The sequence below is a fragment of the Microbacterium sp. genome (assembly GCF_046295495.1).
Lineage (GTDB): Bacteria > Actinomycetota > Actinomycetes > Actinomycetales > Microbacteriaceae > Microbacterium.
Window position 1 is genome coordinate 58,069 of record NZ_JBKBNC010000010.1, and the last position, 17,623, is coordinate 75,691.

The 17,623-nt window shown below is 73.2% G+C and carries 17 protein-coding genes and 1 tRNA gene; 3 read left to right on the forward strand and 15 right to left on the reverse strand.

Annotated features, from left to right (window positions below):
* Positions 1 to 43 precede the first annotated feature (43 nt).
* Entirely contained in the window at positions 44 to 328 is a 285-nt protein-coding gene (locus ACK4LS_RS06025) for a Fe-S cluster assembly protein HesB (protein ID WP_409714665.1), read from the forward strand.
* A 68-nt stretch (positions 329 to 396) separates the two neighbouring features.
* Here the strand turns inward: ACK4LS_RS06025 and ACK4LS_RS06030 are convergent, their stop codons facing one another.
* The 6 genes from ACK4LS_RS06030 to paaA form a co-directional block, all read right to left on the reverse strand.
* Positions 397 to 1,167, reverse strand: coding sequence for an enoyl-CoA hydratase/isomerase family protein (locus ACK4LS_RS06030; protein WP_409714668.1), 771 nt, complete (start codon positions 1,165 to 1,167; stop codon positions 397 to 399).
* A 9-nt stretch (positions 1,168 to 1,176) separates the two neighbouring features.
* Positions 1,177 to 2,346 carry a 1,2-phenylacetyl-CoA epoxidase subunit PaaE gene (gene paaE / locus ACK4LS_RS06035; RefSeq protein WP_409714671.1) on the reverse strand — a complete coding sequence of 390 codons (1,170 nt, stop codon included), beginning with the start codon at positions 2,344 to 2,346 and terminating at the stop codon, positions 1,177 to 1,179.
* Entirely contained in the window at positions 2,346 to 2,831 is a 486-nt protein-coding gene (gene paaD, locus ACK4LS_RS06040; RefSeq protein WP_409714674.1) for a 1,2-phenylacetyl-CoA epoxidase subunit PaaD, read from the reverse strand. The genes paaE and paaD overlap by 1 nt, the downstream gene beginning before the upstream one ends.
* Positions 2,825 to 3,640 carry a 1,2-phenylacetyl-CoA epoxidase subunit PaaC gene (paaC, locus tag ACK4LS_RS06045; protein ID WP_409714677.1) on the reverse strand — a complete coding sequence of 272 codons (816 nt, stop codon included), beginning with the start codon at positions 3,638 to 3,640 and terminating at the stop codon, positions 2,825 to 2,827. Before paaC ends, paaD begins: the two co-directional genes overlap by 7 nt.
* A 74-nt stretch (positions 3,641 to 3,714) precedes the next feature.
* Positions 3,715 to 4,020: a 1,2-phenylacetyl-CoA epoxidase subunit PaaB gene (gene paaB, locus ACK4LS_RS06050; RefSeq protein WP_315994742.1), complete on the reverse strand. Its 306-nt coding sequence runs from the start codon at positions 4,018 to 4,020 to the stop codon at positions 3,715 to 3,717.
* Entirely contained in the window at positions 4,020 to 5,024 is a 1,005-nt protein-coding gene (gene paaA, locus ACK4LS_RS06055; protein WP_409714681.1) for a 1,2-phenylacetyl-CoA epoxidase subunit PaaA, read from the reverse strand. The genes paaB and paaA overlap by 1 nt, the downstream gene beginning before the upstream one ends.
* A 137-nt stretch (positions 5,025 to 5,161) precedes the next feature.
* On the opposite strand from paaA, the gene ACK4LS_RS06060 reads away from it, so the two are divergent.
* Entirely contained in the window at positions 5,162 to 5,824 is a 663-nt protein-coding gene (locus tag ACK4LS_RS06060; RefSeq protein WP_409714684.1) for an HAD family hydrolase, read from the forward strand.
* 146 nt (positions 5,825 to 5,970) lie between these two features.
* Here the strand turns inward: ACK4LS_RS06060 and ACK4LS_RS06065 are convergent, their stop codons facing one another.
* The 8 genes from ACK4LS_RS06065 to ACK4LS_RS06100 all read right to left on the reverse strand — a co-directional run bounded on the left by ACK4LS_RS06065 (position 5,971) and on the right by ACK4LS_RS06100 (position 14,577).
* Positions 5,971 to 7,281, reverse strand: coding sequence for an AMP-binding protein (locus tag ACK4LS_RS06065; RefSeq protein ID WP_409714687.1), 1,311 nt, complete (start codon positions 7,279 to 7,281; stop codon positions 5,971 to 5,973).
* Entirely contained in the window at positions 7,278 to 7,961 is a 684-nt protein-coding gene (gene paaI, locus ACK4LS_RS06070; RefSeq protein ID WP_409714690.1) for a hydroxyphenylacetyl-CoA thioesterase PaaI, read from the reverse strand. The genes ACK4LS_RS06065 and paaI overlap by 4 nt, the downstream gene beginning before the upstream one ends.
* Positions 7,958 to 10,006: a phenylacetic acid degradation bifunctional protein PaaZ gene (gene paaZ, locus ACK4LS_RS06075; protein WP_409714693.1), complete on the reverse strand. Its 2,049-nt coding sequence runs from the start codon at positions 10,004 to 10,006 to the stop codon at positions 7,958 to 7,960. Before paaZ ends, paaI begins: the two co-directional genes overlap by 4 nt.
* Complete coding sequence (locus ACK4LS_RS06080) at positions 10,003 to 10,863, reverse strand: 3-hydroxyacyl-CoA dehydrogenase family protein (protein WP_409714741.1); 861 nt, start codon at positions 10,861 to 10,863, stop codon at positions 10,003 to 10,005. Before ACK4LS_RS06080 ends, paaZ begins: the two co-directional genes overlap by 4 nt.
* Before the next feature lie 122 nt (positions 10,864 to 10,985).
* Complete coding sequence (locus tag ACK4LS_RS06085) at positions 10,986 to 11,783, reverse strand: enoyl-CoA hydratase/isomerase family protein (protein ID WP_409714696.1); 798 nt, start codon at positions 11,781 to 11,783, stop codon at positions 10,986 to 10,988.
* A gap of 226 nt (positions 11,784 to 12,009) precedes the next feature.
* Complete coding sequence (locus ACK4LS_RS06090; RefSeq protein ID WP_409714699.1) at positions 12,010 to 13,200, reverse strand: thiolase family protein; 1,191 nt, start codon at positions 13,198 to 13,200, stop codon at positions 12,010 to 12,012.
* Between the two features lie 429 nt (positions 13,201 to 13,629).
* Positions 13,630 to 13,702, reverse strand: a tRNA-Arg gene (locus tag ACK4LS_RS06095).
* A gap of 14 nt (positions 13,703 to 13,716) precedes the next feature.
* Positions 13,717 to 14,577 carry an NRDE family protein gene (locus tag ACK4LS_RS06100; protein ID WP_409714702.1) on the reverse strand — a complete coding sequence of 287 codons (861 nt, stop codon included), beginning with the start codon at positions 14,575 to 14,577 and terminating at the stop codon, positions 13,717 to 13,719.
* Between the two features lie 615 nt (positions 14,578 to 15,192).
* On the opposite strand from ACK4LS_RS06100, the gene coaBC reads away from it, so the two are divergent.
* Positions 15,193 to 16,404 (forward strand): bifunctional phosphopantothenoylcysteine decarboxylase/phosphopantothenate--cysteine ligase CoaBC, encoded by a 1,212-nt coding sequence (coaBC, locus tag ACK4LS_RS06105; RefSeq protein WP_409714705.1) that lies wholly within the window; start codon positions 15,193 to 15,195, stop codon positions 16,402 to 16,404.
* 412 nt (positions 16,405 to 16,816) lie between these two features.
* On the opposite strand, the gene ACK4LS_RS06110 is transcribed toward coaBC, so the two are convergent.
* Positions 16,817 to 17,440: a resistance to Congo red protein gene (locus ACK4LS_RS06110; RefSeq protein WP_409714747.1), complete on the reverse strand. Its 624-nt coding sequence runs from the start codon at positions 17,438 to 17,440 to the stop codon at positions 16,817 to 16,819.
* Between the last annotated feature and the right edge of the window lie 183 nt (positions 17,441 to 17,623).

The following is a 17,623-nucleotide window of genomic DNA, read 5'->3' on the forward strand; positions in this document are numbered from 1 at the left end:
TCGTGGCTGACTCCTGTCGTCGATCAGAGAAGGAGAGTCACCCATGCTGACGCTCACCGAAGAGGCCACGACCGCCGTCAAGACCATCACCGCGCAGTTCCCCGACGCCCCGCAGGGCGGCGTGCGCATCGCCGGAGCCGGGTCGCCCGAGTCGCAGTTCGCGCTGTCGATCGTCGACTCCCCCGAGCCCGCCGACACCGTCGTGGAGAACGCCGGAGCACGCGTCTTCCTCGACAGCGATGCCGCGAGCGTGCTCGACGACCGCGTGCTCGACGCGCAGATCGACCCGCAGGGATCGGTGCAGTTCGCGGTGACCGACACCGCGTGACGAGCTGACGCGTTCGACGATGCCCCGGCCGGCGCGCCGGGGCATCGTCGTGTCCGGCCGACGCGGCGTCAGCGGCCCGTGAACGACGGCGCCCGCTTCTCCTGGAACGCGGCGAAGCCCTCGCGATAGTCGTCGGTGCGCGCGAGCGCGGCCTGGGCGCGATTCTCCGAAGCCATGGCATCCCACAGCCCCAGACGCTCGTCACGCAGGGCCGCCACGATGCGTTTGCTCGCGCGGAAGGCCGCCGTGGGGCCGGCCGCGGCCTGACGGGCGGCGCGGGCCGTGGCATCCCGCACCTCGGCGGCGGGGAACACTCGCGAGAACAGCCCCCCGCGCACCGCCTCCTCCCCCGACAGCAGCCGACCGGTGTAGACGAGGTCGAGGGTCGCGTGGATGCCGAGACGCTCGGCGAAGAAGGCGTGCCCGCCGGAGTCGAGGGCGGCGCCGAGGGCCGCGAAGGGCGAGCCGATCTTCGCCGTGTCGGCGACGTAGACGACGTCGGTGGCGATGAGCAGGCCCAGGCCCACCCCCAGGCACGCGCCGTGTGCGACGGCGAACGTCGGTGCGGGGAACATCGCCATGCGCCGCAGAAGAGGGGTGAGCGTGTCGTCGAGGTACTGCCCCACGTCATCGGTGCGGGGGTCGACGCCGGAGATGTCGCGTCCGGCGCAGAACGACGGCCCCTCCCCGCGCAGCAGCACGGCTCGGGCGGCGTCGGCCTCGGCCCGGTCGTAGGCCGCGGCGAGCGCGCGCAGGTCGTCGAGGCCGAGGGCGTTGCGGCGGGCGGGGGCGTCGAGCACGATCTCGGCGAGGTCGTCCGCGAAGCGGTAATCGATCACGGCATCCCCTCAGCCGTCGTAGTCGACGCGCACGGCGTCGGAGGTCGGATGCGACTGGCACGTGAGCACGTACCCGCGTTCGAGCTCGTCGGGCTCGAGCGCGTAGTTCTCGGCCATCGACACCGCCCCCTCGACCACGCGTGCCCGGCAGGTGCCGCAGACCCCGCCCGCGCACGCGAAGGGGACGTCGGGGCGCACGCGCAGGGCGGCCGCGAGAATCGTCTCGTTCGCCGCGACGGGACTCTCCACCGACGCGGACTGGCCGTCGAGCGTGAACTCGATGCGGCGCACCGGCTCGCCGGGACGCGCGCGCACGGGGCGCGCGCCCCCGGCCTGCGCGGGGGTGTCGGCCTCGGCGGCGGTGAACAGCTCGAAGCGCACGCGCTCCCGGGGCACGCCCACCTCGCCGAGCACCTCCCGGCACAGCTCGACGAGCGCGAAGGGGCCGCACAGGAACCACTCCTCGACGGATGCCGGATCGATCAGTCGCGACAGGATCAGCCGCAGCCGCTCCTCGTCGATGCGCCCCGAGAACACCGGGGCCGCGCGCTGTTCGCGCGAGAGCACGTGATGCAGCGTGAGGCGCGAGGGGAAGCGGTCCTTCAGGTCCGCCAGCTCGTCGACGAACATGACGTCGGTGGACGAGCGGTTGGCGTAGACGATCGTCACCCGCGACGAGACGGAGCGCTCGAGCAGGTCGGTCGCCAGCGCCATGATCGGGGTGATGCCCGATCCGGCGGCGATGGCGACGACGTGGCCCGTGGCCGTCGACGCCCTCGACACGAACGTGCCCTGCGGGCTCATCACGTCGACCTCGTCGCCGGGCCGCAGTCCCTCGTGGGCCCAGCTCGAGAAGCGCCCGTCGGGGTCGCGCTTGATCCCGACGCTCAGGCTGCCACGCGCCGGCGGGCGACACAGCGAGTAGGACCGGCGCAGCTCCTCGCCGGCGACCCGCGCGCGCAGGGCCACGTACTGTCCGGGGGCGTAATCGAAGGCGTCGGCGAGGGCCTCGGGGACGGCGAAGGTGACCTCGATCGCGGTGGGCGTGAGGGGCCGCACGTCGGCGACCCGCAGGGTGTGGAACCGGGCGCGGGCGCGCGGCCCGGTCGCGCGGACGGCGCCCGCGGTCGGGGCCGAGGCTCCCGCGGGGCCGGGAGGCGTGGCATCCGTGATCGTCATCAGAGGGCCTTGAAGTGGTCGAAGGGCTCGAGGCACGCGCGGCACTCCCAGTGCGACTTGCAGGAGGTGGAGCCGAAGCGCGAGACCTCCCGGGTGTCGAGCGAGCCGCAGCGCGGACACGCGACGCTGAGCTTGAGGCGGATGGGCCCGGCGGGCGCCCGGCCGGAGGGCGGGGCGATGCCGTAGGCGGTGAGCTTGCGCTTGCCCTCCTCGCTCATCCAGTCGGTGGTCCACGCGGGGGTGAGCGTCGTGCGCACGACGGCGTCGCCGAAACCGGCCGAGGTGAGCGCGAGCACGATGTCGTCGCGGATCGCCTCGACGGCCGGGCACCCCGAATAGGTGGGCGTGATCGTGACCGTGACGGTCTCGCCGTCGAGGCGCACGTCGCGGAGCACCCCGAGGTCGTCGATCGTCAGGACCGGCACCTCGGGATCGACCACCGCCGCGACGACCTCGCGGGCCCGCGCGAGCGTCGCGGTCACCACGTCGCCCCCGGGTGCCGCCGGGCGAGCACCTGCATCTCGGCGAGCAGCGGACCGAGGGCGGAGTGATGGATGCCGCGGCGCCCACCCGCGGAGGATCCGGGGATCGACGGCACCGGCACCCCTTCCTCGGCGAGCACGGCGGCGAGCACCTCGTCGACGCGTTCGCGCAGGGTCGACGGGCGCACGGCCACGCTCTCCAGGCGGTCGTGGAGCGGTTCGTCGCGGAACAGCTCGTCGCGGTAGGGCCAGGTGTCGTCGAGACCGACGAGGAAGCGTCGACGCGACTCCTCGGTCCCCCCGGCCAGGCGCAGGGTCCACTGTACGGCGTGGTCGCGGTGGTAGTCGACCTCCTTCTCGGCCTTGGCGGCGACCGCCGAGAGCACGGGATCGGTGGATGCCGCGAGCTCGCGGTACAGCTCGAGCAGATACGTCGAGGCGAGCAGCTGACGGGCGATCGTGTGCGCGAAGTCGCCGTTCGGAAGTTCGAAGAGCCACGCGCAGCGGAAGTCGGGCTCGTCGCGCCCGTACGCGAGGTCGTCCTCGCTGCGGCCGTCGTAGGAACCGGCGTAGCGGAGCAGGGCGCGCGCATGACCGAGGAGGTCGAGGGCGATGTTGGCGAGGGCGACGTCCTCCTCGAGCTCGGGGGCCCGGGCGACCCACCCGCAGAGGTTCTGCGCGAGGATCAGCGCGTCGTCGCCGAGGCGCAGCGCGTAGGCGGCGACGTCGGGGTCGGTGGCGCGGTCCTCTCCCCCGGCCAGCTCGGCGGCGAGCTCGCGGGCGTCGACCGAGACGTCGCCGTGCGCGTCCACGCCCTGGTGTCCTCCGCCGGTGCCGGGTTCCCGAGCCTGCCGGAGGGGCCCGGACCCGCTCTCGGTCGTCACGCTCACAGGTGCGGCACCCCCTCGGAGGCGGTGTAGTACACCGCGTGCCGGTAGTTCTTGCCGGCCGGAGATTCGAAGAACGCCCCCTTGGCTCCCGGGTCGCTCGTGGTCACGGCATCCGAGGGGACGACCCAGACCGACACACCCTCGCCACGACGCGTGTACAGGTCGCGGGCGTTGCGCACCGCGAGTTCGGCGTCGGGGGCGTGCAGCGAACCGACGTGCACGTGGCTCAGGCCGCGGCCCGCACGCACGAACACCTCCCATAGCGGCCAGGTCTCGGCGGGGCTGCCGCCGGGCGTGGCCATCAGGCGGCCCCCGCCCGCTCGGAGTCCGTGCGCCCGGCGGTTGCGGCGGCGCTCTTCTTCGCCGCGTAGGCCGCGGCGGCCTCGCGCACCCACGCGCCGTCCTCGTGCGCATCGCGGCGATGCTGACGGCGCACCGTGTTGAGCGGCCCGCGCCCGGCGAGCACCTCGTGGAACTCGGTCCAGTCGATCTCGCCCATCTCGTACCGCCCGGCCTCCTCGTCCCAGCGCAGGTCGGGGTCGGGCAGCGTGACGCCCAGCACGGCCGCCTGCGGCACGAGCATCGACACGAAACGCTGACGCAGGTCGTCGTTGCTGAAGCGCTTGATGTTCCACGCCATGGACTGCGCCGAGTTGGGCGAGTCGTCATCCGGCGGCCCGAACATCATCAGGCTCGGCCAGTACCAGCGGTCCACGGCATCCTGGGCCATCTCACGCTGCGCCTCGGTGCCCTGCATGAGCGTGAGCAGGATCTCGAAGCCCTGACGCTGGTGGAACGACTCCTCCTTGCAGATGCGCACCATCGCCCGGCCGTAGGGTCCGTACGACGCGCGGCACAGCGGCACCTGGTTGCAGATGGCCGCGCCGTCGACGAGCCAACCGATCGCGCCCATGTCGGCCCAGGTGGGAGTCGGGTAGTTGAAGATCGACGAGTAGCGGGCCGTGCCGTCGACGAGCTGCTGCGTCATCTCATCGCGGGTGATGCCGAGCGTCTGCGCCGCCGAGTAGAGGTACAGCCCGTGCCCGGCCTCGTCCTGCACCTTGGCGAGCAGGATGGACTTGCGCTTCAGGCTCGGTGCCCGCGTGATCCACGCCCCCTCGGGTTGCATCCCGATGATCTCGGAGTGCGCGTGCTGCGAGATCTGACGGATGAGTGTGCGGCGGTAGCCCTCGGGCATCCAGTCGCGCGGTTCGATGCGGCCGTCGGCCTCGATGAGCGCGTCGAACAGCTCTTCGCCGTCGCCCTGGCCGGGCGCGGCATCCGTCGGGGGTGCGGTCATCGTCATCGTCGACTCCTTTTACAGACCGATCGTTCAGTAAAACTGTAGCCGAGGGCTCCGGGGACCGCAATGGGACTGACCGCGCGCCGCCGAGCGTGTGGGCTCGACCGACACCCGACCCCCACCGGAAGATGGACACCCGCATGGCTGACACCGCGATCTTCGACGTCGACGGAACCCTCGTCGACACCAACTACCAGCACGCCCTCGCCTGGTACCGGTCGTTCCTGCGATTCGACATCGTGCTGCCGATCTGGCGCATCCACCGCGCGATCGGCATGGGCGGGGACCAGCTCGTCCCCTCCCTCGCCGGTGATGACGTCGAGGAACGGCACGGCGAGGCACTGCGCACGGCATGGACGGAGGAGTTCGCCGCGTTCATCGACGAGGTCCACCCCTTCGACGGCGCGCACGACCTCCTCGTCGAGGTGAAGCGCCGCGGATTCGCCGTCGTCCTCGCCAGCTCGGGCAAGAAGGAGCACGTCGAGCGCTTCCTCGACCTCGTCGACGCGCGCGGCGTCGCCGACGCGTGGACCACGTCGGACGACGTGACCGCGAGCAAACCCGCGCCCGACCTCGTGCAGACGGCGCTGAAGCGCGCTCCCGGCTCGAGCGGCATCATGATCGGAGACTCTCCCTGGGATGCCGTGGCTGCGCGAAAGGCCGACATCGCCACGGTCGCCGTGCGCACCGGCGGGTTCTCCTCCGAGGAACTGCGCGAGGCGGGTGCCATCGGCGTGTTCGACAGTCTGCGCGACCTCATCGACGGCCTCGACGACACCCCGTTGGCGCACCCCGGTGCGTGAGCAGCGCCCCTCCCGCGCAGCCAACCGTGGCGATGTGCTCCCCGCGCGCGCCGCCTCCCAGGTCGACGCCCTCCCGCGGCGCGCGCGTATCGGGATCGAGGTCACCGCCGTCTGCGGGACCTGACGCCCACCCACCCGCCTTCGCGTCAGCGCAGGTCGTACACGCGCTTGTATTTGCCCTCGCTCCGGGGCAGCACGCCGGGCTCCTCGACGCACACCTCGACCGTCGTGCCGATCAGCACCTTGATGCGCTGTTGCAGCACGACCCCGGCCGCCTCGCACACCTCGCGCTCGAGGGCGGGATGCCGCTCGATGCGCACGGTCATGGCATCCATCCGGCCCTCGCGGCGCAGCTCGAGCACGAAGTGCGGCGTGAGGGTCTCGATGCCCATCACGATCTCTTCGATCTGCGTGGGGAACAGGTTGACGCCGCGGAGGATGATCATGTCGTCGTTGCGCCCGGTGATCTTCTCGATACGACGCATCGCGGGGAAGGCGGTGCCGGGCTGCAACCGGGTGAGGTCGCGGGTGCGGTAGCGGATGACGGGGAACGCCTCCTTCGTGAGCGAGGTGAACACCAGTTCGCCGAGCTCTCCGTCGGCGACGGGCTCGCCGCTCTCGCTGTCGATCGTCTCGGGTAGGAAGTGGTCCTCCCACACGTGCGGTCCGTCCTTCGTCAGCGCACTCTCGCTCGCCACCCCCGGGCCCATGACCTCGCTGAGGCCGTAGATGTCGACCGCGGTGAGGTCGAGGCGGCGCTCGATCTCGCGGCGCATCTCGTTGGTCCACGGCTCGGCCCCCAGCACCGCCACCCGCAGCGACGTCGACCGGGGATCGACCCCGGCGGACTCCAGCGCGTCGGCGATCGTCAGCAGGTAGCTCGGCGTGCAGAGGATGGCATCCGGGGCGAAATCCTGGATGAGCTGCGCCTGGCGCGCGGTCTGTCCTCCCGACATCGGGATGACGGTCGCCCCGAGCCTCTCGATACCGGCGTGCGCGCCGAGCCCGCCGGTGAACAGGCCGTATCCGTAGGCGTTGTGCACGCGATCGCCGGGACGGACGCCGGCGGCCGCCAGCGAGCGCGCGACGAGGTCGGCCCAGCGGTCGAGGTCGCCGGCGGTGTAACCGACGACCGTGGGGCGACCGGTGGTGCCCGAGGAGGCGTGGATGCGGCGCACCTCGGCCAGGGGAACGGCGAACATCCCGAAGGGGTAGGTCTCGCGCAGGTCGGCCTTGGTCGTGAAGGGGAGGAGGCGGATGTCTTCGAGGCGGCGGACGTCGTCGGGCGAGACGCCCGCGTCGTCGAACTTGCGGCGATACAGCGCGACGTTGTCGTAGGCGTGGCGCACGGTCCAGCGCAGGCGCTCGAGCTGCAGCGCCCGTAGGCGCTCGAGCGGGATGCCGGCGGGGTCGACGGATGCCGTCACGGCGGCGCGCGAGGGAGCAGTCAGGGTCATCGGGACACCTCCGTGGGGGAGAGCGCGGCGTTGCGCTCGGGGTCGGGGTCGGGGTCGTGCGCGGCTCGGGGGCCGGGCGCGTGCACAACCTCAGCGATGCGCGCATCCTCCGTCGCGGTCACGGCATCCGGCACGGACCTTGCGCGCATCGCGGAGGTTACGTCCGCGGCTGGCGCGGGACCGACACCGTGCACAACCTCAGCGATGCGTGCATCCTCCGTCGCGGTCACGGCATTCGGCACGGAGGTTGCGCGCATCGCGGAGGTTGCGTCCGCGGCGGGCGCCGGTGGGCGCCGGTCGGTCGTGATGCTGCGGCCGCGCACCTCGGCGACGAGGTCGCCCGTCTCGTCGGTCACGCGGATGTCGTACAGGCCCGTGCGGCCGCTGCGCGCACGCCGTGCGGCCGTGGCGGTGAGCGTCTGCCCGGTGGTCGTCGACTTCAGGAAGGTGATGTCGGCGCCACCGGCGACGGTGACCCGTTCGTCCTCGTTGCACGCGATCGCGAACGCCGTATCGGCGAGGGTGAAGACGAGCCCGCCGTGGGTGATGGCGAAGCCGTTCAGCATGTCGTCGCGCACGGTCATCGACACCCGCGACTCCCCCGGCGCGTCGTGCTCGACGACCATGCCGAGCATCGCCGACGCGCGGTCGCGCCGCATCATGGGCCGCAGCGCGCTCACGCCGGCACCGCCGCGGGCTGCCAGGTCTTGGCCACGAGCGTCAGCACGTCGTACTGCGCGACGAGCTCGTCGTCCTGGTTGCGGATCACGGCATCCCAGCGCACCTCGCCGTATTCGTCGGTCTCGCGCGGGGTGATCTGCTTCGCGGTCAGCGCGACGCGGATGCGGTCACCGGGTGACACGGGAGTGACGAAACGCAGATTCTCCAGACCCGAGTTAGCCAGCACCGGCCCGGGCGCGGGATCGACGAACAGGCCCGCCGCCCACGACACCAGCAGGTACCCGTGGGCGACGCGCCCCGGGAAGAAGGGGTTCGCCGCCGCCGACTCCTCGTCCATGTGGGCGTAGAACGTGTCACCGGTGAAGCGGGCGAACACCTCGATGTCGTCGAGGGTGACCTCGCGTTCGGCCGACTCCACGGCATCCCCGATCCGCAGCTCCGACAGGGGTTTGCGGAACGGGTGCGCGCCGAGGGTGTCGGTCTCGGCTCCCGGATGCCACACCCCGGTGAGGGCGGTGAGCATGCGGGGCGAGCCCTGGATCGCCGTGCGTTGCATCGAGTGGAGCACGGAACGGATACCGCCGAGCTCCTCGCCGCCGCCCGCGCGGCCGGGGCCGCCGTGCACGAGGTGCGGCACGGGCGCACCGTGACCGGTGGAGGTGCGCGCGTCGTCGCGGTCGAGGAAGAGCACACGGCCGTTCATCGCGCCCATGCGCGTGAGCAGCTCGGTCGCGACGTCGGGGTCGTGTGTGGCGACGCTGGTGACAAGGGAGCCCCCGCCCCGGCCCACGATGACCGCCGCCTCGGCGACGTCGGCGTACTCGACGATGCTCGCGACGGGCCCGAACGCCTCGATGTCGTTGACGGCGGGGGTCGCGGCATCCGCGAAGGCCAGGAGCATGGGCTGCAGGAAGGCGCCGTCGGCGGGCGCCCCCGGAGGCGCCTCGGCCGAGCCCACGACGAACCTCCCCCCGGCCTCCTCGAGCGCCCGCACCTGCCGCCGCACCTCGTCGCGCTGCTCGCGCGACACGACCGGCCCCATCGTGACGCCCTCGACCCGCGGGTCGCCGATGACCACGCGCTCGGCGATCCTCGCGCGAAGCGCCTCGGCCACGGCATCCGTCATCCCCGCCGGCACGATCGCGCGGCGGATCGCGGTGCACTTCTGGCCCGCCTTGGTGGTCAGCTCGACGAGCAGCTGCTTCACGTACGCGTCGAACTCCGGGGTGCCGGGCACGGCGTCGGGGCCGAGGATCGAGGCGTTGATCGAGTCGGTCTCGCTCGTGAAACGCACCCCGGGCTTCGCCTGCGCGCGCAGGCGTTCGGCGGTCGAGGCGCTGCCGGTGAAGCCGACGGTGTCGCCGAGGTCGAGCAGGTCGAACAGACCCGGGACGCTCCCGCTCACCACCTGCAGGGCGCCGTCGGGGAGCAGGTCGGTCTCGACGACCATGCGCACCCAGGCCTCGGCGATGTAGGCCGTGGGCGTCGCGGGCTTGACGATCGTGGGAAGGCCCGCGAGGAAGGCGGGCGCGAACTTCTCCAGCGCCCCCCACATCGGGAAGTTGAAGGCGTTGATCTGCACCGCGACGCCGGGGAGGCGCGTGTAGACGTGTCGGCCGAGGAAGGAACCGTCCTTCGACAGCGGCTCGACGGGGCCGTCGAGCACCACGCGGCCGGCGGGGAGCTCGCGCCGCGCCTTCGACGAGTACGTGAAGAGCACACCGATGCCGCCGTCGACGTCGCTGAGGGAGTCTCGACGCGTCGACCCCGATCGCTCCGACAGCGCGTACAGCTCCTCGCGGCGGGCGTTGAGCGCGATCGCGAGGTTCTTCAGCACCATCGCGCGCTGGTGGAAAGTGAGGGCGCCGATGCCCGCCCGCCCGGTCGTGCGCGCGTGGTCGACCGCGGCGGCGAGGTCGAGGCCCCTCGTGCTGACCCGCACGATCTCGTCGCCCGTCGAGGCGTCGCGCACGATCGCGGCATCCGGATCGCTCTGCGGCGTCCACCAGGCACCGTTCACGTAGCTGGGGAGAAACGCCATCATTCACTCCATTCGTAGAATCCGCGGCCGGTCTTGCGGCCCAGGTGCCCCTCGGCGACGAGCGTGCGCAGCAGCTCGGGCGGGGCGAAACGCGCACCGAAGGCGCGCTCGAGTTCCTCCGCGATGCCCAGCCGCACATCCAGGCCCACGACGTCGGTGGTGCGCAGCGGGCCCATCGGATGCCGGTACCCCAGCTCCATGGCCGTGTCGATGTCGCGCGCCGAGGCGACGCCCTCCTCGAGCATGCGGATGGCCTCGAGGCCCAGGGCGACGCCGAGGCGGCTGGATGCGAATCCGGGCGCATCGCGCACGACGACGGCGGCCTTGCCGATGGCCTCGACCCAGGCCGTGGCCCGGCTCACGACCTCCGGGACCGTGGCGGTGCCGGTCACGATCTCGACCAGCGCGGAAGCGGGCACGGGGTTGAAGAAGTGCAGACCGAGGAACCGTTCGGGTCGCTCCAGCGACCCGGCGAGCGCATCGATCGAGATCGAGGAGGTGTTGGATGCCACGACCGCCGCCGCATCGACCACCCCCTCGATCCGCGCGAGGGCGTCGAGCTTGAGCGCGCGGTCCTCGGGGACGGCCTCCACGACGAGCCCCGCGCCCGCGAGGTCGCCGAGGTCGACGCCGACGGTGAGGGCGTCGGCATCCGGGCGGTCGTGCCCGCGCGCCGCGGACCGCTCGAGGGCCGTCTCGATGCGCGTGCGAGCGGCATCGGCCGCCGGGGCGTCGCGTTCGACGACGTGCACGCGGGCCCCGGCGAGAAGGAAGGCGTGGGCGATGCCGGCGCCCATGCGTCCGCCGCCGAGCACACCGACGGTGGCGGGAAGGGATGCCGGGGAGCCGGCATCCTCGATCCGCCCGGCCTGCGCGGAGGAAGCGCGGCCGGTCGCCGCCGGGGCGGGGCGCTCGGTGCCGGCTGAGACCGGGCGGGCCGTCGCCTCCCCTCCGAGATGGGAGGCGCGGGTGTCAGGAAGGGTCACGTCTTCTTCCTCTCCAGGAACGCGGTCATGCGGGCGCGCTTGTCGGCGCTGTCGAACAGCTCGGCCTGGAGCTCGCCGTCGATGGCGGGGTGCTGGGCGCGCGGAGCCAGGAGCGCGCGTTTGGTCAGGATCGTGGCGCGGGCGGAGTTCGCGGCGATCCGGTCGACGATCGCGTGCGCCGCGGCGAGCAGCTCGTCGGGGTCGTGCAGGCTCGAGACCAGGCCCCACGCGAGAGCCTCGTCGGCGTCGATCACGCGCGCGGTGAGCAGCAGCTCGCTCGCGCGGGCGTGACCGACGATCTCGGGCAGTCGCCACGACGCCCCGGCGGCGGCGATGATGCCCAAGCCCGGCTCGGGGTTGCCGAAGCGCACGCGCGGGGTGCCCAGGCGGATGTCGGCCGCGTAGGCGAGTTCGGCGCCCCCGCCGAGCGCGAAGCCGTCGACCGCGGCGACCACCGGCATCGGCAGGTGTCGGACGCGGTCGAACACCGTGGCGTTGATTCCCCGGCGCGCGTCGTCGCCCGTGCGCTCGCGCAGCTGCGCGATGTCGGCACCGGCGGCGAACACCCCACCCGCGCCGGCGAGGATGAGCGTGCGCGGTCGTTCCTCGAGCTCCGCGCACAGCGCGTGCAGCTCGTCGACCATCGCCTGGTCGATCGCGTTGCGCACCTCGGGGCGGTCGAGCGTCGCGACGACGCGGTCGTCTCGGGCGTCGATGCGCAGGCGGGGGGTGGCCGGGCGCGGGGCCGGGCGCGGGGCGGGCGCGGCGCCGTGCACATCCTCCGTGATGCGCACATCCTCCGCCCGCCCTCCGGAGTGTTCACCGGAGGGTGCGCTCATCGCTGAGGTTGCGCTCATCGCTGAGGTTGCGCTCATCGCTGAGGTTGCGCTCATCGCTGAGGGTGCGCCCGAGCCGTCGCGGACGACACCGTGCACATCCTCCGTGATGCGCACATCCTCCGCCCGCCCTCCGGAGTGGTCACCGGAGGGTGCGCTCATCGCTGAGGGTGCGCCCGGGCGCTCAGCCATCGACCCGCTCCACGATCATCGCGGTGCCCTGGCCGACGCCGACGCACATGGTCGCGAGCCCGTACCGCGCGTCCTCGCGCTCGAGCCGGCCGAGCAGCGTCACGAGCAGGCGGCTGCCGCTCGAGCCGAGCGGGTGGCCCAGGGCGATGGCCCCGCCGTCGGCGTTCACCGTCGCGGGGTCGAGACCGAGGCGCCGGATGCACGCGAGCGCCTGCGACGCGAACGCCTCGTTCACCTCGACGGCGCCGAGATCGGATGCCGAGAGTCCGGCCTTGGCGAGCGCCTTCTCGGTCGCGGGCACCGGGCCCAGGCCCATGACCTCGGGCGCGAGCCCCGCGGAGGCGTGCGCGACGATCCGCGCGCGCGGCCGCAGACCGTGGCGCTCGACGGCCTCGGCGCTCGCGACGACGATCGCGGAGGCCCCGTCGTTCAGCGAGCTGGAGTTCCCCGCGGTCACCACCTCGCCGCCCGCCACCACCGGCCGCAGTCCCGCGAGCGCCTCGAGGGAGGTGTCGCGCCGCGGCCCCTCGTCGGCGTCGACGAGACCCCGGCCCGTGTCGACCGCCACGATCTCGTCGCGGAAGCGTCCGGCATCCTGCGCCGCGACCGCACGCTCGTGACTGCGCAGGGCGAAGGCGTCGGCGTCGGCGCGCGAGACGCCCTCGACGCGGGCGACCTCTTCGGCCGTCTCGGGCATCGTGAACGTCGCCTTCTCGCGCGCGGCGAGGCGCGGGTTGGTGAAGCGCCAGCCGATCGAGGTGTCGAAAGCCGGCCCGGGCTTCGCCCACGCCCGCTCCGGTTTCGCCTGCACCCACGGCGCGCGGGTCATCGACTCCACGCCCCCGGCCACCACGATGTCGGCGTCCCCCGCCCGCACGGCTTGGGCAGCGAGCGCGATCGCGCTCATCCCCGAGGCGCAGAGCCGGTTGACGGTGAGTCCGGGGACGGCATCCGGAAGGCCGGACAGCAGCACGGCCAAGCGCGCGACGTTGCGGTTGTCCTCCCCCGCCTGGTTCGCCGCCCCGAGGATCACCTCGTCGATCGCCTCGGCCGGAACGCCCGCGCGGGCCACCGCTTCGGCCACCACGAGGGCCGCGAGATCATCGGGACGAACGGATGCCAGAGCCCCGCCGTACCGCCCGACCGGGGTGCGCGCACCGCCGATGAGAAACGCGTGCGACATCGCCATCCTCTCCCCCGCCGACTCTGGCGGGGTCGTGTCCACCTCGTCCGCGAGGTTTTCCGACCGATCGTTCAGTAATCATGTCACGAGGGCGCGGGCGAGGCAATGGCGGGCGGCGCGAGCAGGCGCATCCGCGGTCGAAACGCCGCTGCGGCGCGGGTGCGCACACGGGCGTCCCCCGCTCACGGCGGCGCGCGAGCGCGGCACCGCGGGTGCGCGCACGGGCGTCCAGCGCTCACGGCGGCGCGGGAGCGCGGCGCCGCCGGTGCGCACACGGGCGTCCACCGTGCACGGCGCAGCGCGACGTCATGGCGACCGCGGCCACCCATCCGCCCTCCACGCCCCCGGCGAACGACCTGGCGTGGATCGCTCACACGCATCGCTCTGTGGCATCCGGTCCGGACGACGGTACGGGTAGCCGATTCTCGGTGCCCCCGACAGGATTCGAACCTGCGACGCCCGCGTTAGGAGTGCGGCGCTCTATCCCCTGAGCTACGGAGGCGGGGTCGTTCCAGCCTACTGTGCGACGTCGGCGCGGGTCGGATCGGGCCGCCCCTCGACCACCGGGGCCGCCGAGCGCCTCGGCGCCGCGTCTGCGGGTCGCCCCTCCGCCGCGAGGGCGGCGGGCCGGGGGCGCTCCGCCGAGGCGGACGAGACACGGACGCCGTCGCGCAGGCCCGCGACGATGCCGTCATCCCACCGGCCGGGGTCCGCGAGCGTCGCCTCGTGCACCTCGACGCCGGCGGGTCCCACGCTCGCCGCGCACACCAGCAGCGACTCCAGCACGTGCCCGTCGTGTTCGTCGCGGCGCAGCACCGACGCCGACGGATCGGCCGTGGCCTCCTCGACCACGCCGAGCCACGGCATCCACCACTCCTGCCCCGCCGCGACGCCCGCGCGACGGAACCCCTCGAGCCAGCGCGCGATGCGGAGCGTACCCGGGTCGTCGACCGCGTGGTGCGCCACCATGTGCGTGCCGGGGGCGAGGCGTGTACGCCGGGTCTCGAGGCCGTCCCATTCCACGAGGTGCGCACCGGTGGCATCCACCTCGACGAGGTTGAAGCCGCGGGTGGCGGGACGATCCGGGATGCCGGCCCCCACCGCATCGAGCGGGATGCCGCCGCGGCTGACGACTTCGTCATCCCCGCGGCCGGAGAGGTCTTCGCGGTTCAGCAGCACGGCCAGCCGGGACGCCCCGGGGTCGACCGCGAGCCACGCGCCGCCCGCGCGGTCGTCGCGCACGCCCAGGATGCCACCGCGCTCAGGCCACCACGGTCCCAATCCGCGCCAGGGCCGGTCGCGGTCTTCGTCGCGCACCGCGAGGAGTCGCACGGGCTCACCCGCGTTCGAAGGGACGTCGATCACGACCGTGCACATTCCGACCACGCTACCCGCGCCGCGCGGGCGGGGCTTCGTCTGCCGCCGGAGAGACGGCGTGCCCGCGGGGCGGGGGACGCGACCGGCGGTGCGCCGGGAGGCGGGGGACGCGGTGGGCTGTGGGGGCTGGGCGCCGGGGGGGGCGAGCGGCGAGCGGCGAGAACAGGCGATCCGCCCAGAACAGGCCGCATCCGCCCCAAGACGTCCTGTTCTCGGCGAATCCCCTGTGCTCGTGCGCGACGCACGACACCGCCCCACGCTCGCGCCGACCCCCGCAAGATCACCCGGCTCACCCCGCACGCCGCGGGGCGCAGACGCGCGTGCCACACCGCGGCGGCTCACGCCGGGCACCACGCCACACCGGTCGCCGGTCGCCGGTCGCCAGTCGCCAGTCGCCAGTCGCCAGTCGCCAGTCGCCAGGAACAGGCAATCCGCCCAGAACAGGCCGCATCCACCCCAAGACGTCCTGTTCTCGGCGAATCCCCTGTCCTCGTGCGCGGCGCACGACACCGCCCCACGCCACCTCGCCCTCAACCGGTCCCCCGGACGACGCGGTCATCCCTGCGGCGTCGCGCCGACGCCCGGCGGTGGAGCGCGACCTGGAAGACTGGGGCGATGTTCATCGTCGTGGGAGTGACCGGTGGCATCGCCGCCTACAAGACCGTCAGTCTCGTGCGACTGCTGGTGAAGGCCGGGCACGATGTGCACGTCGTCCCGACCGATGACGCGCTGCGCTTCGTGGGTCTGCCCACCTGGGAGGCCCTGAGCCGCAACGCCGTGACGACCTCGGTGCACGATGACGTCGCGCGGGTGCGTCACGTCGCGCTCGGACAGTCGGCCGACCTGGTGATCGTCGCCCCGGCGACGGCCAACACGCTCGCCGCGATGACGGCGGGACTCGCCTCCGACCTGCTCGGGACCACCCTGCTCGCCACCACCGCCCCGGTCGTGGTCGCCCCCGCGATGCACACCGAGATGTGGCGCCACCCGGCCACGACCCACAACATCGGCGTCCTCCGCAGCCGCGGCGTGCACATCGTCGGTCCCGCCGACGGCGTGCTCACGGGCGGCGACTCCGGCCCCGGGCGCATGTCGGAGCCCGACGAGATCGTCGCCGCCGCCCTGGCGATCGTCGGCCGCCCCCGCGACCTCGATGGCCTCGCCCTCGTGGTGAGCGCCGGCGGCACCCGCGAGCCGATCGACCCGGTGCGCTTCCTCGGCAACCGCTCCAGCGGCCGCCAGGGCGTCGCGATCGCGCGCGCCGCCGCTGACCGCGGCGCGCGCGTGACGCTCGTCGCCGCCCATCTCGAAGCAGACGTGCGCCCCGATCCCCGCGTGGAGGTCGTGGCCGTGGGCACCGCCGACGAGCTGGGTCGGGCGATGGATGCCGTGGCCCCCGACGCCGACGTCATCGTCATGGCCGCGGCGGTCGCCGACTACTCCGTGGCGACGGTGTCGGCGCACAAGCTGCGCAAGCAGGACTCCCCCGGTGGTCTGACCCTGGAGCTCCGCGAGAACCGCGACGTCGTCGCGGGTCTGGTGGCGACCCGTCGGGCGGGACAGACGATCGTCGCCTTCGCCGCCGAGACCGTGGCCGACGACGACGAGCTCCTCGAGCGGGCGCGGGCGAAGGCTGCGCGGAAGGGCGTGGATCTGCTCGCCGCCAACGCGGTCGGGTGGACGCGCGGGTTCGAGACGCCCGACAACGCCCTCACGATCGTGACGGGCGCGGGAGACGTGGTCGCCACGGCGGCCGGATCCAAGGACGACACCGCGCACGCGCTGCTCGACGCGATCGTTGCGCTGCGGGCGCCGACGGCGGGCTGAGGCTCGCCGCGGCGTGTGGCGATCGGCGGGCGGCGGGCGGCACGCCGCCCGGCATCCCGCACGCGTTGCCCGGCGTCCGGCGTCCGGCACCCCGCACTCGGCACCTGGCACCCGGCACCCCGCCCGGCAACCAGCGCCCAGCGCCCGGCGCGCATCGCCCGGCGCCCGACGCCCGACGCCCGGTTACGGTGATCGCCGCTCGGCATCCCGCATCCGGTGATCGCCGACCGACACACGGCGTCTCGCCGTCCGGCGCAGCGGTGCGGGTATCCAGACGTCCGAGCACGACGGCGATCGCGTCAACCGAGCGACCGCCGAACGACGCACGTACCAGGGCGTCTCGAACGGTCGGCGCGCCCCGCGGGTATCCGCCCGGGTGGGTGCCGGCCCGCGCCGCCACCCACGCGGCGGATCAGTAGCCGTAGTACTGCAGCTGCTCGATCAGCGGGATGATCTGCGACAGCAGGTAGATGACCCACGCGACGACGGCGATGAACACCACCACGTTGACGGCGATCGCCGCGAACAAAGGCGCGAGCCCGCTGCGCGTGCGCTTGCGGAGGACCACCGTGCGACCGATCAGGTAGACGAGCCCGGTGCCGATGACGACCACGAAGAAGCTCCACGCCCAGTGGAACGGCCGGTCGACGCCGCGCGCGCGGAGTTGACGCCAGTCGAGGAACGCGAACAGCACCGTGACCGCGTAATACACGACGCTCACGAGCGTGGCGACGGCCGAGACGACGGTCTCGGCCGTGCTGGACCCGGCCCCGTAGAGCTGGGCGTAGAAGGCCTCCTGGATGAAGGTCGCCCAGTCGAAGAGGAACAACGGGAGCACGCTCACCAGCGGCAGGAACACCAGCACCCAGACCCACGCGGTGCTGGTCTTGATGTCACGACGCGGAGCCGTCTCGTATCCCGCACCAGGCGACCCGGGAGCGGCCGGCGCGGACGGATACGCCGGAGCGGACGGATACGCCGGAGCGCCCGGGTACGCCGGAGCGGAGGAGTACGCGGGGGCGGATGCCGGCGGCACGGGGGCGGCCGCAGGGGGCCCGGGCGGCGTGCTTGCGGCGGCGGCAGCGCCGGCGATTGCGCCGGCACCGGCCCCCGCTACGGCGCCGGAGGAGGGGGACTCGGCGCCAGCACCCCCGGAGGAGGAGGGCTCGGCGGAGATCGCAGCGGCTCCGACGGACGCATCATCCGAAACGGGACCGCC

Excerpts from the sequence above, each read along its gene's own strand:
- coaBC (WP_409714705.1), top strand. The coding sequence starts at position 15,193 with ATGTTCATCGTCGTGGGAGTGACCGGTGGCATCGCCGCCTACAAGACC.
- ACK4LS_RS06065 (WP_409714687.1), bottom strand. The coding sequence starts at position 7,281 with ATGACCCTGACTGCTCCCTCGCGCGCCGCCGTGACGGCATCCGTCGAC.
- paaZ (WP_409714693.1), bottom strand. The coding sequence starts at position 10,006 with ATGATGGCGTTTCTCCCCAGCTACGTGAACGGTGCCTGGTGGACGCCG.
- paaA (WP_409714681.1), bottom strand. The coding sequence starts at position 5,024 with ATGACGATGACCGCACCCCCGACGGATGCCGCGCCCGGCCAGGGCGAC.
- ACK4LS_RS06060 (WP_409714684.1), top strand. The coding sequence starts at position 5,162 with ATGGCTGACACCGCGATCTTCGACGTCGACGGAACCCTCGTCGACACC.
- ACK4LS_RS06025 (WP_409714665.1), top strand. The coding sequence starts at position 44 with ATGCTGACGCTCACCGAAGAGGCCACGACCGCCGTCAAGACCATCACC.
- ACK4LS_RS06100 (WP_409714702.1), bottom strand. The coding sequence starts at position 14,577 with ATGTGCACGGTCGTGATCGACGTCCCTTCGAACGCGGGTGAGCCCGTG.
- paaE (WP_409714671.1), bottom strand. The coding sequence starts at position 2,346 with ATGACGATCACGGATGCCACGCCTCCCGGCCCCGCGGGAGCCTCGGCC.
- ACK4LS_RS06090 (WP_409714699.1), bottom strand. The coding sequence starts at position 13,200 with ATGTCGCACGCGTTTCTCATCGGCGGTGCGCGCACCCCGGTCGGGCGG.
- paaB (WP_315994742.1), bottom strand. The coding sequence starts at position 4,020 with ATGGCCACGCCCGGCGGCAGCCCCGCCGAGACCTGGCCGCTATGGGAG.